Genomic DNA, 14,352 nt, shown 5'->3' with positions numbered 1-14,352 from the left:
CTCCAGTGCCACGTTACGGACTATATAAAGCCGCCTTCGAGGCGTTGGCGTTGCCCGGTGTGTCGCGCGTCCTTCGGCGGTTTTCCGCCGCGCGCGGTCTCATCTTTACGCTCCACCGCGTCTTGCCCGACGAGCCGGCCGCCTTCGCGCCCAACTCCATCCTCCAGGTCCGGCCCGATTTCCTTGAAGCCGTGATCGTGCGGGCACGCGACACCGGTTTCGATATCGTCGATCTCGATGAAGCCGTCGGGCGGATCGGCGCCGAGGAGGCAAAACCCTTTATCGTTCTGACCTTCGATGACGGATATCGCGACAACCTCGTCCACGCCCTGCCCATCCTGCGCAAGCACGCAGCGCCCTTCACGCTCTATGTTCCGACCGGGCTGATCGATGGGGTCGGGCTTGTCTGGTGGCAGGCGCTCGAAGATATCATCGCGGCCAATGACGTCGTTGTCGTTGAGATGCCCGAAGGCCCGCACTATGGCGATGCGGGAACGCTGGAGCAAAAGAATGCGACTTTTGCCCACATCTACCAACGCTACCGCAAAATGCCCGAACCCCAGCGCGAGGCGTCGATCCGGACGCTGGCGCAGCGCTATGGGTTCGACCTCGCGGTTCATTGCCGCGACCTCATCATGGACTGGTCCGAACTCAAGACTTTCGCCGACGAGCCGCTCTGCACCATCGGCGCGCACACGGTCTACCACTACGAATTGTCAAAACTGCCAGAAGATCAGATGCGGGCCGAGATCGAACAATCGGCCAATGTGCTCGGAGCCCAGTTCGGCAAACGCCCGCGGCATTTGTCCTATCCCATCGGCGGCGTTGCCGCTGCTGGGCCGCGTGAGTTTGCCGCCGCCCGGGATCTGGGATTTTCCACCGCTGTAACCACGCGGCCGGGCGGCCTGTATACCGAACACGCCAGCCAACTCAACGCGCTGCCCCGCGTTTCGCTCAATGGCCTGTTTCAGGAAAAGCGCTTCATTGACGTGTTCCTGACCGCCGAAGTGTTCACCCTGATGCGGCGTGGCCGTCGGCTCGACGTGGACTAAGCGTCAGGGGTCGGGGCGCTGCATCCAGCGGATGACCACCATGGCCGGAAACACCCAGGCCAGCCCGAAAAAGACGAAAAAGGCGAGGTGGACGAGATTGTGGGCGCCGACGAGCCACAATTCGTAGATCCACATGCCCAGTGCCATCCATACGACGAGCGTTAAAAGAGTCAGTCCGATGCCGACGGCCTTGCGCTGGCGCTGGTTCATTGCTGTCGCTCCGCTGCGGCGTTTGTTATCATTGCCAATTGCCGGGCTCCCCATTAGCAGTTCGGTCAGGATTGACAACTCCGGTACGCTCACTGTGTCTGCCATCGCCTCCGCTGGTTCCGCGCCTCTCGATTACGATCGCATAAGGCCCGTCCGCATCTGGCTCTATTGCCTTGCAGCGTTCGTCCTGTTGATCGTGGTGGTGGGCGGCGGCACGCGGCTGACCGAGTCCGGCCTTTCGATCACCAGCTGGAAGCCGATTTCCGGCATCGTCCCGCCGCTTTCCGACGCCGACTGGCAGGCGGAATTTGAGGCATATCAGCAGATTCCCCAATATCGCCTGGTCGAAAGCTGGATGGGCGTAGATGAGTTCAAAACCATCTTCTGGTGGGAGTGGGGCCATCGGTTCCTTGCCCGTATGCTGGGGTTTGCCTTTGCCATTCCCTTTGTGATCTTCCTCATCCAGCGCCGCATTCCCAAAAGCCTGGTCTGGCCGATGGCGGGTCTGTTTGTCGCAGGCGCCTTCCAGGGATTTCTGGGCTGGTGGATGGTGTCATCCGGCCTTTCGGAGCTGACATCGGTTTCGCAATATCGCCTTGCTGCCCATCTGTGCGCCGCCAGCATATTGATGATGGCGCTCGTGTGGGTGGCGAGAACGCTTGAGCCACCTGCGGCCGGTGTGGCGCCGTCCAGAGGATGGCTGTTGGCCAACTGGGTTCTGGTTGGATTGCTGTTTGTCCAGATCGGGGCAGGGGCTCTCGTGGCCGGCCTCGATGCGGGCTTCATTTACAACACATGGCCGCTGATCGACGGCGCGATCGTCCCGAGTGGCCTGTTCACGATCGATCCGGCCTGGCGAAACCTTTTCGAGAACATCCTCACGGTTCAATTCAACCACCGCAACCTTGGCTATCTGATTACCATCTATGCGCTGGTCCTGTGGTGGCGCGGCCGCAAAAGCCCCGGGTTTGCGGACGTTCACGCCTGGTTGCCCCGCATTGCTGTGCTTATTGCGCTTCAGGTTGTCGTGGGCATCACCACGCTTCTCTCGGTGGTCAATATTCCCATTGCGCTGGTTCACCAGGCCCTGGCATTCACCCTTGTCTCAATGGTTGTCGCCTATCTCTCTGATATGCGTAGACTTTCCTTGCGGTAAAATTATACCGCATCCGTAAGTCGTTGTTTTTAAGCCGGAAATACTTTGCGCTTGACGGCTCTGCCGCTCGCCTGTATCACCCGCTCCGAAATGGCCATTCGCAAGTCTGGCCGGGGATGGGCCGTCCTGTGTGGCGGCCTTGTCTCGTAAGAGATATCCAAAAGGATCAAGAACAATGAAAACCTACTCGGCCAAGGCTGGCGAGATCGACAAGAAGTGGGTTTTGATCGACGCGGAAGGCCTCGTGGTAGGCCGCCTTGCTGCGATCATCGCCACCCGCCTGCGCGGCAAGCACCTGCCGACCTTCACTCCCAATCAGGACATGGGCGACAATGTCATTGTCATCAATGCCGACAAGGTGAAGTTCACTGGCAAGAAGCTCGATGACAAGCGTTTCTACTGGCACACCGGCTACCCCGGCGGCATCAAGGACCGCACCATGCGCGAGTTGCTCGAGGGCCGTTTCCCCGAGCGCGTTGTTGAAAACGCCGTGCGCCGCATGATGCCTGGTGGCCCGCTGACCCGTGCCCAGCTCAAAAACCTGCGCGTTTACGCCGGTGCCGAGCATCCCCATGAAGCCCAGCAGCCCGAAACGCTCGATGTTGCCGCGCTCAACACCAAGAATGTGAGGGTGAAGTAATATGTCCGAGACCATCAACTCCCTCGAAGACCTCGGCACGGCCACCGATTCCAGCGTCGAGGCAGCGCCGGTTTATACCCAGAAGCTCGACAGCTATGGCCGCGCTTATGCCACCGGCAAGCGCAAGGACGCCGTTGCCCGCGTGTGGGTCAAGCCCGGTTCGGGCAAGATCACCGTCAACGGCAAGGAATTCACTGCCTATTTCGCCCGCCCGGTTCTGCAGATGATCCTGCAGCAGCCCATCGTGGCGACCGAGCGTGTGGACCAGTATGACGTGATCGCAACCGTCGCTGGCGGCGGTCTGTCCGGCCAGGCCGGCGCCATTCGTCACGGTCTGTCCCAGGCCCTGACCCACTACGAGCCCGAGCTGCGCTCCGTGCTCAAGAAGGGTGGCTTCCTGACCCGCGACAGCCGTGTGGTTGAACGTAAGAAGTACGGCAAGGCCAAGGCCCGTCGTTCGTTCCAGTTCTCCAAGCGCTGATTCATCGTTTCGAAAAACTCGAAAGGCCCGCTTCTGGCGGGCCTTTTTTGTTTGCGCGGGTCTGGTCATCGACTGATTGCATCTTATATAGGCACCTCTGGCCGGAGGGCGAATTTCCATGAATATGCAGATAACGACCGCTGAACCGGCGGTTGCGGTTCTGGGTCTCGACAAGACCTATGACACGGGCTTTCAAGCCCTCAAGAACATCAATCTCGATATAAGGGCGGGCGAAATTTTCGCTCTGCTCGGGCCAAATGGCGCGGGAAAGACCACGCTGATCGGCACGATCTGCGGAATGGTCCGTCCCACTGGCGGGCAGATTCTGGTTGGCGGACACGATGTCGTCACCGAGTTCCGCAAGACGCGCGCCATGATTGGCATGGTGCCCCAGGAATTGAGTGCGGATCGCTTCGAGACCGTGTGGGCGACCGTTTCTTTCACCCGCGGGCTGTTCGGCAAGCCGCGCAACGACAAGGTGATCGAAAAGATCCTGCGTGACCTCTCGCTTTGGGACAAGCGCAACGACAAGCTGATTACGCTTTCGGGCGGCATGAAGCGGCGCGTGCTGATCGCCAAGGCGCTCAGCCATGAGCCGGAAATCCTGTTTCTCGACGAGCCCACGGCCGGCGTCGACGTCGAACTGCGGCGCGACATGTGGAACGTCGTGCGCGAGTTGCGCGAGAACGGCGTCACGATCATCCTCACCACCCACTACATCGAAGAAGCCGAGGAAATGGCCGACCGCATCGGGGTCATCTCCAACGGTGAGATCATTCTGGTCGAGGAAAAAAACGAACTGATGCGCAAGCTCGGCAAGAAGGACCTTGCCGTCCAGCTCCAGGAGCCTCTCCAATCCCTGCCGCAGTCGCTGACTGAGCTCGGGCTGAGGCTGTCCGATGACGGCGAGGTACTGCGCTACAGTTATGACAGCCAGGCCGACCGTACGGGGATCGCGACATTGATCGGGGCCCTCAACGCAGAAGGCATCAGTGTCAAGGATCTGTCGACCCACCAGTCGTCGCTCGAGGAAATCTTCATTGGCCTTTTGAGGGACCGGACATGAACTATTACGCGATCAAGGCCATCTATACCTTCGAAATGGCGCGCTGGTGGCGAACCGTCACCCAGTCAATTATTTCCCCGGTCGTTTCGACCTCGCTCTATTTCGTGGTGTTTGGCGCGGCGATCGGCTCGCGCATCCAATCGGTTGAAGGCGTCAGCTACGCGGCCTTCATCGTGCCGGGGCTCATCATGCTCTCGCTGCTCCAGCAATCGCTTTCGAACGCCTCGTTCGGCATCTATTTCCCCAAATTCGCCGGCACGGTCTATGAGATCCTGACCGCCCCGATCTCGCATGTGGAAACGGTTATCGCCTTTGTCGGTGCGGCCGCGACCAAATCGGTCATTCTGGCGCTGATCATCCTTCTGACCGCCAGCTTCTTTGTGGACCTCCAGATTCAGCATCCGGTCTGGATGGTGGCATTCATGGTGCTGACCGCAATCACCTTCTCGCTGATCGGTTTCATTATCGGCATCTGGGCTGATGGGTTCGAGAAATTGCAGCTCATCCCGCTGCTCATCGTCACCCCGCTGGCCTTCCTTGGCGGCACCTTCTATTCGATCACCATGCTGCCCGAGACCTGGCAGACCATCGCCCTTTTCAATCCGGTGGTCTATCTGGTGAGCGGGTTCCGCTGGAGTTTTTACGGCGTGGCCGATGTCGATGTCTGGATCAGTCTGGGCATGACGCTTGTGTTCATGGCCGTATCGCTCGTCATCATCACCTGGATCTTCAGGACCGGGTACAAGCTTCGGGCCTGATCGGAAAAGAAAACGGGCCGCCGGATCAGCCTCGAGCGGGCGCTGGCGGCTTTTTTATGCCAGCTTGCGCGCGCTGCGCGGCTGGTAATTGGCCATCACCCTCTCGATGACCTTGATCGCCTTGCCTGTGCCATCCTCGGCGCGCAACTGCTCGCCGATTTTCTCGGCATTGCGGGCGAAACCGGGGTTGGAATCGAGCTGGCTCAATGCATCGGCAAGAGCCTCGGCGGTCAGCTTGCGCCGCCGCACCGGCTTGGGTCCGCATCCCATTTCATTGACCCGCCCGCCCCAATAGGGCTGATCGACCATCTGCGGCACAATGAAAGTCGGTTTACCCAGCATCAGTCCGGACGCGGTAGTGCCCGCCCCCCCGTGATGGACCACGGCTTTCACATATTTGAAAAGCTGGTCGTGCGGTGCCCGGTCGATGACATAAACCCGGTCGGCGGGCAGGTCGTCGGGCTTGATGCCACCCCAACCACGTCCCACCACCACGCGGCCGCCCCAGGATTTGAGCGCCTCGCGCAAAATGTCGGTGTTGCGATCCGCGCCCCATGGCATTGACCCGAACCCCACATAGATCGGCAGAGGGCCTTCATCGAGGAAGGTTTTGAACTCTTCGGAGGGCTGCCAGCCCGAATTGTCGGGCAGCATCCAGTAACCGGTGACGATGGAGGTTTTCGGCCAGTCGCGCGGACGCGGCGAAACGATCTCGGAATAGGCGTTAAGAGTCCACAGCGGGGTGCCGTCGGTATCCTTGAAGAACCCGCCATTCTTGCGCGGCCCCAGTCCCATCAGTTCCCGGCGCAGTTTGTTGCGTGGCAGATTGTAGTAGATCTGCTGCACGGTCATCGTCGAATAGGTCAGCCGGTTGATGGTTTTTCCGAAGGTCGGCCCGTAATAGATGCACAGCGGAAATTCGCTCGTCGAATTGAGCGGCTGCAGCGCCGCGACGATCGCCGGAATATCGAGGGCTTCGGCGATATCGATCGAAAAGCTCGTATTCATGTTGAGCATGATGCAGTCGGCGCCCTGGGCCATGTCCCAGGCGGCGCGCGCCGCACGGTCCACGATCTTCTGGCCCTGGCGGAGCAGGGCGGGGGCGTTGACCAGAAGGTTCTGGTTCATCGCGCGCTCGAACTGGCTCTGCTTGACGAACTCCTGCATCGAGGGGCCAAGGCTCCAGAACTCGATGCCGTATCCGGTGACCATGGGCTCGAAATCGTCAGTGGTGCCGATGACGACCGAATAGCCTTGAGCGATCATATCGCGCGCCAGGGCAACATAAGGCTGAACGTCACCTTGCGTGCCCAGGGTGGCCATCGCAATGCGCTTTGTCATCTTCACCTCAATACCCCTGCCGCGGCGGGTGCGCCCATGGCGCGTGGGTCATTTACATTGTCGTTACAGAGCATTATGACGACCCCTCGCGTGTTTCATTTACACAATCGGACAACGAGGGCAAGTCAGATGCAATCGCCTAAGACAGCCGCACTTCTTGGTGCTTCCGGCTATACCGGAGCTGATCTTTTGCGACTTGGCGTGCGTCACCCGGGCCTCAAATTTGTTGCCCTGACCGCCAACACCCATGCGGGCAAGCCCATGGCTTCGGTGTTTCCGCATCTGGCCGTGGCCGAACTGCCCGACCTTGTGGCCAACGAGGCTGTGGATTTTTCCGATATCGACGTGGTGTTCTGCGGGCTCCCGCATGGAACGAGCCAGAAACTGGTTGCCGATATCGCCCAAGAAAATTCCTCCCTGCGTGTCATCGATATGGGGGCCGACTTTCGGTTCCGCAATGCCGAGGACTACGGACCGGTCTATGGTGCGGACCATGTGGCGCCCCATTTGCAGGAAAAAGCGGCTTACGGGCTGACCGAGCACAATCGTGAAGCCATTCGCGATGCCCAGATCATCGCGTGCCCCGGCTGCTACCCCACTGCGACACTTCTGGCGCTGCTGCCGCTGGTCAAATCCGGCACGATTTCGACAGATGACATGATCATCGACGCCAAATCCGGTGTCACCGGAGCGGGCAGGGCGCCCAAGCAGAATACCCTTCTTGCCGAGGCCGGCGAGAGCCTGACACCCTATGGGGTCGGCGTGCACCGGCATGCTCCCGAGATCGAACAGGAAATCGGCCTGGCGGCCGGCAGGAAAGTCGCCGTCAATTTCACGCCCCATCTCATCCCGATGAGCCGTGGCGAGTTGATTACAGCTCATGTAAAGCTCGACGGCGCCAAAAACGCCGACGAGGTGCGCAAGGTTCTCGCCGATGCCTACGCCGGCGAGCCCTTCATCCGCGTGGCCGAAAAGGGCGTCATCCCCTCGACCGGCCATGTGCGCGGATCCAACTATTGCGTTATCAATGTCTTTGACGACCGCATTCCCGGCCGGGTCATCGTCATTGCCGCCATCGACAATCTGGTGAAAGGGAGCGCCGGGCAGGCGATCCAGAACTTCAACGTGGCCTTCGGCTATCCCGAGGCGACCGCTATCGAGGCTCTGCCGCTCTTTCCTTAAGAGCGCCAGGGCCGGTAAAGACCACGGCGCGGGCCGGTCTTTTGTTTTGAAGCGGACCCCCGTTCATACTTTGAACACCATGATAGCCAGATAATATCCCATGCGCGCCGCGCGCCTCAATTGCGCGCCAGCATCGGGTCACAACGGGATCGAACCCGATCCCATCGAGGACAAAATGAGCGAAGAATTTCATCGCATCCGCCGCCTGCCGCCCTATGTGTTCGAGCACATCAACCCGATCAAGGCCAAGGCGCGCGCCGAAGGCGTCGACGTCATCGACCTGGGCATGGGCAATCCGGACCTGCCCACACCGACCCACATCGTCGAAAAGCTCAAGGAAACCGTCAAGGACCCGCGCACCCATCGCTATTCGACATCGCGCGGCATTCCCGGCCTGCGCAAGGCTCAGGCCTCCTATTACGGCCGCCGGTTCGGCGTGAAGCTCGATCCCAACACCCAGGTGGTCGCAACGCTGGGCTCCAAGGAAGGCTTTGCCAACATGGCCCAGGCGATCACCGCGCCGGGCGACGTTGTACTGGTCCCCAACCCCACCTATCCCATCCATTCGTTCGGCTTCATCATGTCGGGCGGTGTCGTGCGCTCCATGCCTGCCGATCCCAACGAGGATTTCATGCGCTCGCTCGACAGGGCCGTGCGTCATTCTATCCCCAAGCCGATCGCGCTGATCCTCAATTACCCGGCCAATCCCACCGCCTATGTCGCATCGTTCGATTTCTACAAGGAAGTGGTCGATTACTGCCGCCGGAATGAAATCTTCATTCTCTCCGATCTGGCCTATTCCGAGATCTATTTCGAGGACGAGCCACCCCATTCGGTACTCGAAGTGCCTGGTGCAATGGAGGTGACCGTTGAATTCACCTCCATGTCGAAAACCTTTTCCATGCCCGGGTGGCGCATGGGCTTTGCCGTGGGCAATGAGCGGTTGATCGCGGCCCTGGCCCGGGTCAAATCCTATCTCGACTATGGCGCCTTCACCCCCATTCAGGTTGCCGCTGCCTCGGCCCTCAATGGCGATGACTCCTGCATCGAGGAGGTGCGCGGTATCTACCGCCACCGCCGCGATGTGATGGTCGAGAGTTTTGGCCGTGCCGGTTGGCACATCCCGAGCCCTGCCGCCACCATGTTTGCCTGGGCGCCCATCCCCGACCAGTTCGCCGATCTGGGCTCGCTTGAATTTGCCAAGCTCCTGATCCGCGAAACCGGTGTAGCCGTGGCGCCCGGGGTCGGTTTTGGCGAGTATGGCGATCAGTATGTCCGCCTCGCCTTCGTCGAGAACGAGCAGCGCATCCGTCAGGCGGCGCGTGCCATCAAGAAGTTTCTTGGCGGTTCAGCCAGCAATGGCAACGTGGTTCCCCTTGCTAAAGTCTGACGTTTGACCCTCACAAGGGTTGACGTGTAGGCAAATTCCTATTCATGGTCGCGCGCAACATCAAACCTGCGTGCGATCATGAATGATATAGACAGCTTCAAGTCTTCAATCGAAACCTTCATTTCAGAGCGAAGCTGGACTCCGACCCGGTTCGGCCGGGAAATCGCCGGAGATCCGCTTTTCGTTTTCGATCTGCGTGACGGCCGTGAGCCGCGGAGCGAAACGCGCCAGCGTATCGCCCGCGCCATGCAGGTTTATGCAAGCGGCGAAGGCGAGGACATGCGTCCCCTGCGCATCGGAATCGCCGGACTGGGTACCGTCGGTGCGGCGCTCATCCGCATCCTGACCGAAGATGGTGACGCCATCGCGCGCAAGCTGGGCCGCAGGCTGATTGTATCGGCCGTATCCGCCCGCTCGCGTTCGCGCGACAGGGGCGTGGACATCTCGCCCTTCAAATGGTTCGACGATCCGGTAGCCCTGGCGCGGTCAGGTGAAATCGACCTCTATGTCGAACTGATCGGCGGTGAGGACGGTCCCGCCCTCGCATCGGTCACCGCTGCGCTCGAAAACGGTTGCCCGGTCGTCACCGCAAACAAGGCCTTGCTGGCCCGTCACGGGGTTGCGCTGGCCGCTGCCGCCGAGGCTGCCCATGCCCAGTTGGGCTTTGAGGCCGCGGTAGCCGGCGGCATTCCGGTCATCAAGACACTGCGCGAAGGGCTCGGCTCTGCCGCCATCACGCGCGTCTATGGCATTATGAACGGCACCTGCAACTACATCCTCACCCGCATGGGCAACGAGGGAATCGGCTTTGAGGAATGCCTCAAGGACGCCCAGGCGCTCGGCTATGCCGAGGCCGATCCCACATTCGACGTTGAAGGCTTCGATACCGCGCACAAGCTGGCGATCCTTGCAAGCCTATGCTTTGAAACCGAAATTTCCGCCGATCAGGTGTTTGTCGAGGGTATTTCGCGCATTACGCAGGCTGACATAAAAGTAGCCGCAGACCTCGGATACAAGATCAAGCTTCTGGGCATGGCCCGCAAGGTTGAAAGCGGAATCGAGCAGCGCGTGCATCCGACGCTTGTCAGAAAGTCGAGCGCCATCGCCGGCGTGGACGGCGTTCTGAACGCCGTGGCTCTGGAAACCAACCACGTCCAGGAATTGCTCCTGGCTGGTCCCGGCGCCGGCGGCGAGGCCACGGCGGCCTCGGTCCTTTCCGACATCCTCGACATCGCCCGTGGCACCCAGGTTCCGCCACTCGGCGTGCCCAGTTCCGAGCTCAGGCCCTGCGAACGCGCGCCCATGCGCATTCATGAAGGTGGCTATTATATAAGGCTGAACGCAAGAGACGTTCCCGGCGCGCTTGCGGCCATCGCCACCCGCATGGGCGAGGGCAACATCTCGCTCGAAAGCGTCATCCAGCGCCCCGATCTGCGCGCCAGCGAGCCCGGCGTCGAGGAAGAAACCTCGCGCACCGTGGTCCTTATCACCCATGAAACGATCGAAAGTGCTGTGCGCGAAGCGCTCGAACGGATTGCCAGGGACGGGTTTATCGTGGGACAGCCTCAATTGATCCGTATCGAGGAGTTCTGACCCGTGGCCAAACCCGAGCCGATCCACGCCAAGGTCGATGGCAATCTTACCCTTGAGATCGCCCGCATCACTGAACGGGCCGCCATTGCGGCCGCAGGTTGGCGTGGGCGCGGTGACGAGATGCGCGCCGATCAGGCCGCCGTTGAGGCCATGCATTTGGCGCTCAACAACATCGATATCGCCGGAACCATTGTTATCGGCGAAGGCAGGAACGTGCCCCTACTGGGTTTTGAAGAGGCCGTTGGGACAGGCAACGGGCCGGAAATTGAGGTTGCCGTCGACCCGCTCGAGGGCGTGACCGGCTGCGCCAAGAATCTCTCCGATTCCCTTTCCGTCATGGCATTTGCCGAGAGGGGCGCGCTGCTTCGCGTCCCCGATGCCTATATGGAAAAAATCGCCATTGGCCCCGGCTATCCCGACGGCATCGTCGATCTCGATAAATCGGCGACCGAAAATGTCGCCGCCCTGGCCAGGGCAAAGGGCGTTGCCACCTCCGATATCGTCACCTGCGTACTCGACCGACCGCGCCACGCAGCCCTGATCGCCGAATTGCGTGATCTCGGCGTAGCCGTCAAGCTGTTGCCCGATGGGGACATCGCCGCCGTCATTCACGCTGCCAATAGTGACGACACGGGCATCGATATCTATCTGGGTTCGGGCGGGGCGCATGAAGGCGTGCTGGCCGCCGCCGCCATGCGCTGCATGGGCGGCCAGATGCAGGGTCGCCTGATCCTCGATACGCCCGACAAACGCACCCAGGCCCGCGAGATGGGCCACGCCGATTCCACGATCAAGTTTTCAGCCTCGGACATGGCGAAGGGCGACGTGCTTTTCGCCGCCACCGGCGTGACCGATGGCAGCCTGCTGCGCGGCGTTAAGCTCATGCCGCGCAAAATAGTCACTTCCAGCGTGGTCATGCGCTCCTGGTCCCACACCATCCGCTGGATCACCGCCGAACATGGGCGGGTGGGGTAACTATTCCAGGCCCAGCACCTCTCGGGTGCGCTCTTCCGCTGTATCCCCGGCGGCCACGACCTCGGGAGCCGTTTGCCCAAGTGCGCGGGCCGCTTCCTCGGCGGCGTTGCGCACATTGGCAACGATCTGCAGCTTTTGCTCGTCTGTCATGTTGTCATCGCGCACTTCGGCCGCATTTGCCACCAGCGCGTCGATCTGCACCTCAATAGCGTCGCCGGCTGCGGTCATCTGCTGGCTAAGCGTGCTCATTGCGTCATCGCCCATCTCAACGAGATTGTCTCCCGCCTCCTGGCTGCCTTCCATGATCGATTCAAAAGTCTGCTGGGCTTCTTGTTCGATTTCCTCGCGACGCTGCTGCATTTCCTCTGGCGACATCACGTTGGCCGGGCCCTCCGATTCCTCGATCGGCTCGGCAAATGCTTCGGGATCGCCGGCGTCGGGATTGGGCTGCTCAGGGGCTGCTGTCTGATTTTCGCAGGCACCAAGCGCCAGGGCGGAAATCAAGGCAAACGGCAGGATAATTTTGGTGTTCATTGGCAAATCCCTCGAAAAATCACGGATTCGGTTGATCGCAACCGTCCATTTGAAAAACGGCGCGAGAGGGCGGATGTTCCCTTGCCGGGCCCGCATGTCGCAGGCAAAAGGATATTTAGTGCAAAAGACCGGAGTCCGGACTATCGATCGCGCGGGAACACCGTCTATAGATAAACCATGAAGCCAGAGCCCCAAGCCTTTCTCAACGTTGAAAGATCGGTCTGTGGAAAGCGCTGGATCGATCGGCTCGACCTGGCGGCCAGCCGGATGGCCGGTGCGATCGCCCAGCAAACCGAACTGCCGGAAATTCTTGCCCGCATCGTCGCCGCGCGGGGTGTTGCTGTCGAGGACGCCCAAACCTTTATCACCCCCACAATTCGCGACCTGATGCCCGACCCGTCCACTCTGGCCGGAATGGACGCGTTGGCCCAGCGGCTGGCCGAGGCTGTTTCCAGCCATGAGTCTATCGGGCTGTTCGGAGACTATGACGTCGATGGCGCCGGCGCCGTGGCGCTCATGGTGCGTTACCTGCGCCATTTCGGGCTTAACCCGCCCACCCATATACCCGACCGGATATTTGAAGGTTACGGCCCCAACAACGCGGCAATGGAAGCCCTGGTCGAACAGGGCGTTTCATTGATCGTGACCCTCGATTGCGGCACCGCCAGCCACGGCCCCATCGCGCACGCCAAATCGCTGAACGCCGACGTTCTGGTCATCGATCACCATTTGGCGCCCGATACGCTTCCCGACGCCGATGCGCTGGTCAATCCCAACCGGCGCGACGACATTTCGGGGCTGGGCTATCTGTGCGCGACCGGGGTCGCCTTCATGGTTCTGGTCGCCACCAACCGGATTTTGCGCGGGCAGGGCAGGGCGGACCTGCCCGACCTTATGGCCTGGCTCGACCTGGTGGCCCTCGCCACCGTGTGCGACGTCGTTCCGCTCAAGGGTCTCAACAGGGCATTCGTGCTGCGCGGTCTCGACGTGATGCGCGCCGGAAGAAACGTCGGCCTCGCCAGCCTTGCCATTGCGGCCCGTGTATCCGGTCCCGCCAACGCCTACCATCTTGGCTTTCTGCTCGGCCCGCGCATCAATGCCGGTGGGCGCATAGGCGACGCGGGGTTGGGCGCGCGCCTCTTGTCGACCGAGGATGAATATGAAGCCCTCACCATCGCCCAGCGCCTCGATGAACTCAACGGCGAGCGCCAGCGCATAGAGGTTGCCGCGGTCGAGCAGGCCGTGGCCGCGGCGGAAATGGAGATCGGCGAGGGCCCCGGGCCGTCGGTGCTGGTGACGGGGTCCTCGGACTGGCATCAGGGCATTGTCGGGCTCGTCGCTGCACGTTTGAAGGAACGCTTCGGGCGGCCCGCCTTTGCCCTGGCCCTGGGCGCGGATGGTGGCGGCACCGGCTCAGGCCGCTCGATTCCAAGGGTCGACCTGGGGGCAGCGGTCGTCGACGCGGTGCGCGGCGGCATCATTGCCAAGGGTGGCGGTCACGCCATGGCCGCCGGCGTAACGCTGGCACCCGGCCAGCTCGGACCGTTCCGGCAGTATCTCAACGACACCCTTACCGACGATGTTCAGACAGCCCGCGCCGAAGACGGGCTCAAGATCGATGCCGCGCTCACCGCTCGCGGTGCCAACCCTGATTTCATCCACCAGATCGAACGGGCCGGTCCCTTCGGTGCGGGCAACCCCACACCCATCTTCGCGCTTCCGGCCCATCAGATCCGGTTTGCCGACATTGTCGGAGCCGGAGGCCACGTTCGTTGCACCGTAAACTCGGGCGATGGCGCCAACCTCAAGGCCATTGCCTTCCGCGCTGCCGGGACGCCCTTGGGCGAGGCCCTGCTCAAGGCCCGTGATGGCCAGCGTCTGCATGTCGCTGGCACACTCAATATTGACCACTGGCAGGGACGTGAGACCGTTCAATTGCGGATTATCGACGCAGCAACACCGGGTTAGCCAGAC

At 61.1% G+C, this 14,352-nt stretch carries 14 protein-coding genes; 11 read left to right on the top strand and 3 right to left on the bottom strand.

Annotated features, from left to right (window positions below):
- Positions 1-5 precede the first annotated feature (5 nt).
- Positions 6-1,052: a polysaccharide deacetylase family protein gene (locus ACP148_RS08880; protein WP_421950557.1), complete on the top strand. Its 1,047-nt coding sequence runs from the start codon at positions 6-8 to the stop codon at positions 1,050-1,052.
- Between the two features lie 3 nt (positions 1,053-1,055).
- Here ACP148_RS08880 and ACP148_RS08875 read toward each other — a convergent pair whose 3' ends face one another.
- The gene (locus ACP148_RS08875) at positions 1,056-1,262 is read right to left on the bottom strand and encodes a DUF2842 domain-containing protein (RefSeq protein WP_421950556.1); all 207 of its coding nucleotides are present in this window, start codon (positions 1,260-1,262) and stop codon (positions 1,056-1,058) included.
- A 94-nt stretch (positions 1,263-1,356) separates the two neighbouring features.
- On the opposite strand from ACP148_RS08875, the gene ACP148_RS08870 reads away from it, so the two are divergent.
- The 5 genes from ACP148_RS08870 to ACP148_RS08850 all read left to right on the top strand — a co-directional run bounded on the left by ACP148_RS08870 (position 1,357) and on the right by ACP148_RS08850 (position 5,363).
- Positions 1,357-2,418 carry a COX15/CtaA family protein gene (locus ACP148_RS08870; protein WP_421950555.1) on the top strand — a complete coding sequence of 354 codons (1,062 nt, stop codon included), beginning with the start codon at positions 1,357-1,359 and terminating at the stop codon, positions 2,416-2,418.
- 175 nt (positions 2,419-2,593) lie between these two features.
- Positions 2,594-3,058, top strand: coding sequence for a 50S ribosomal protein L13 (rplM, locus tag ACP148_RS08865; RefSeq protein ID WP_421950554.1), 465 nt, complete (start codon positions 2,594-2,596; stop codon positions 3,056-3,058).
- Between the two features lies 1 nt (position 3,059).
- Complete coding sequence (rpsI, locus tag ACP148_RS08860) at positions 3,060-3,539, top strand: 30S ribosomal protein S9 (protein ID WP_421950553.1); 480 nt, start codon at positions 3,060-3,062, stop codon at positions 3,537-3,539.
- A gap of 118 nt (positions 3,540-3,657) precedes the next feature.
- A complete protein-coding gene (locus ACP148_RS08855) occupies positions 3,658-4,605 on the top strand; it encodes an ABC transporter ATP-binding protein (protein ID WP_421950552.1) in 948 nt (315 codons plus the stop codon).
- Positions 4,602-5,363: an ABC transporter permease gene (locus ACP148_RS08850; protein WP_421950551.1), complete on the top strand. Its 762-nt coding sequence runs from the start codon at positions 4,602-4,604 to the stop codon at positions 5,361-5,363. Before ACP148_RS08855 ends, ACP148_RS08850 begins: the two co-directional genes overlap by 4 nt.
- Positions 5,364-5,417: 54 nt before the next feature.
- Here ACP148_RS08850 and ACP148_RS08845 read toward each other — a convergent pair whose 3' ends face one another.
- Entirely contained in the window at positions 5,418-6,704 is a 1,287-nt protein-coding gene (locus ACP148_RS08845) for a glycosyltransferase (protein ID WP_421950550.1), read from the bottom strand.
- A gap of 129 nt (positions 6,705-6,833) precedes the next feature.
- On the opposite strand from ACP148_RS08845, the gene argC reads away from it, so the two are divergent.
- The 4 genes from argC (at position 6,834) to glpX (ending at position 11,844) form a co-directional block, all read left to right on the top strand.
- The gene (gene argC, locus ACP148_RS08840; RefSeq protein WP_421950549.1) at positions 6,834-7,886 is read left to right on the top strand and encodes an N-acetyl-gamma-glutamyl-phosphate reductase; all 1,053 of its coding nucleotides are present in this window, start codon (positions 6,834-6,836) and stop codon (positions 7,884-7,886) included.
- A gap of 175 nt (positions 7,887-8,061) precedes the next feature.
- Positions 8,062-9,276 carry an LL-diaminopimelate aminotransferase gene (locus ACP148_RS08835; protein ID WP_421950898.1) on the top strand — a complete coding sequence of 405 codons (1,215 nt, stop codon included), beginning with the start codon at positions 8,062-8,064 and terminating at the stop codon, positions 9,274-9,276.
- A gap of 279 nt (positions 9,277-9,555) precedes the next feature.
- On the top strand, positions 9,556-10,869 hold the full coding sequence (locus ACP148_RS08830) for a homoserine dehydrogenase (RefSeq protein ID WP_421950897.1): 1,314 nt from the start codon (positions 9,556-9,558) through the stop codon (positions 10,867-10,869).
- Between the two features lie 3 nt (positions 10,870-10,872).
- Entirely contained in the window at positions 10,873-11,844 is a 972-nt protein-coding gene (glpX, locus tag ACP148_RS08825; RefSeq protein WP_421950548.1) for a class II fructose-bisphosphatase, read from the top strand.
- Here the strand turns inward: glpX and ACP148_RS08820 are convergent, their stop codons facing one another.
- Complete coding sequence (locus ACP148_RS08820; protein ID WP_421950547.1) at positions 11,845-12,378, bottom strand: hypothetical protein; 534 nt, start codon at positions 12,376-12,378, stop codon at positions 11,845-11,847.
- A 177-nt stretch (positions 12,379-12,555) separates the two neighbouring features.
- Here ACP148_RS08820 and recJ point away from each other — a divergent pair, with 177 nt between their 5' ends.
- Positions 12,556-14,346, top strand: a complete 1,791-nt coding sequence (recJ, locus tag ACP148_RS08815; RefSeq protein ID WP_421950546.1) for a single-stranded-DNA-specific exonuclease RecJ — start codon at positions 12,556-12,558, stop codon at positions 14,344-14,346.
- Positions 14,347-14,352: the final 6 nt, after the last annotated feature.

The organism is Pelagibacterium sp. (assembly GCF_965249125.1).
Taxonomy (GTDB): domain Bacteria; phylum Pseudomonadota; class Alphaproteobacteria; order Rhizobiales; family Devosiaceae; genus Pelagibacterium.
Note: the sequence above shows the minus strand (reverse complement) of the source record. Positions and strands in the feature narration are given on the sequence as shown.

Coding starts and splice junctions, on each gene's coding strand:
- ACP148_RS08875 (WP_421950556.1), bottom strand. CDS start 1,262: ATGAACCAGCGCCAGCGCAAGGCCGTCGGCATCGGACTGACTCTTTTA.
- rplM (WP_421950554.1), top strand. CDS start 2,594: ATGAAAACCTACTCGGCCAAGGCTGGCGAGATCGACAAGAAGTGGGTT.
- rpsI (WP_421950553.1), top strand. CDS start 3,060: ATGTCCGAGACCATCAACTCCCTCGAAGACCTCGGCACGGCCACCGAT.
- ACP148_RS08855 (WP_421950552.1), top strand. CDS start 3,658: ATGAATATGCAGATAACGACCGCTGAACCGGCGGTTGCGGTTCTGGGT.
- ACP148_RS08850 (WP_421950551.1), top strand. CDS start 4,602: ATGAACTATTACGCGATCAAGGCCATCTATACCTTCGAAATGGCGCGC.
- ACP148_RS08845 (WP_421950550.1), bottom strand. CDS start 6,704: ATGACAAAGCGCATTGCGATGGCCACCCTGGGCACGCAAGGTGACGTT.
- argC (WP_421950549.1), top strand. CDS start 6,834: ATGCAATCGCCTAAGACAGCCGCACTTCTTGGTGCTTCCGGCTATACC.
- ACP148_RS08835 (WP_421950898.1), top strand. CDS start 8,062: ATGAGCGAAGAATTTCATCGCATCCGCCGCCTGCCGCCCTATGTGTTC.
- ACP148_RS08830 (WP_421950897.1), top strand. CDS start 9,556: ATGCGTCCCCTGCGCATCGGAATCGCCGGACTGGGTACCGTCGGTGCG.
- ACP148_RS08820 (WP_421950547.1), bottom strand. CDS start 12,378: ATGAACACCAAAATTATCCTGCCGTTTGCCTTGATTTCCGCCCTGGCG.
- recJ (WP_421950546.1), top strand. CDS start 12,556: ATGAAGCCAGAGCCCCAAGCCTTTCTCAACGTTGAAAGATCGGTCTGT.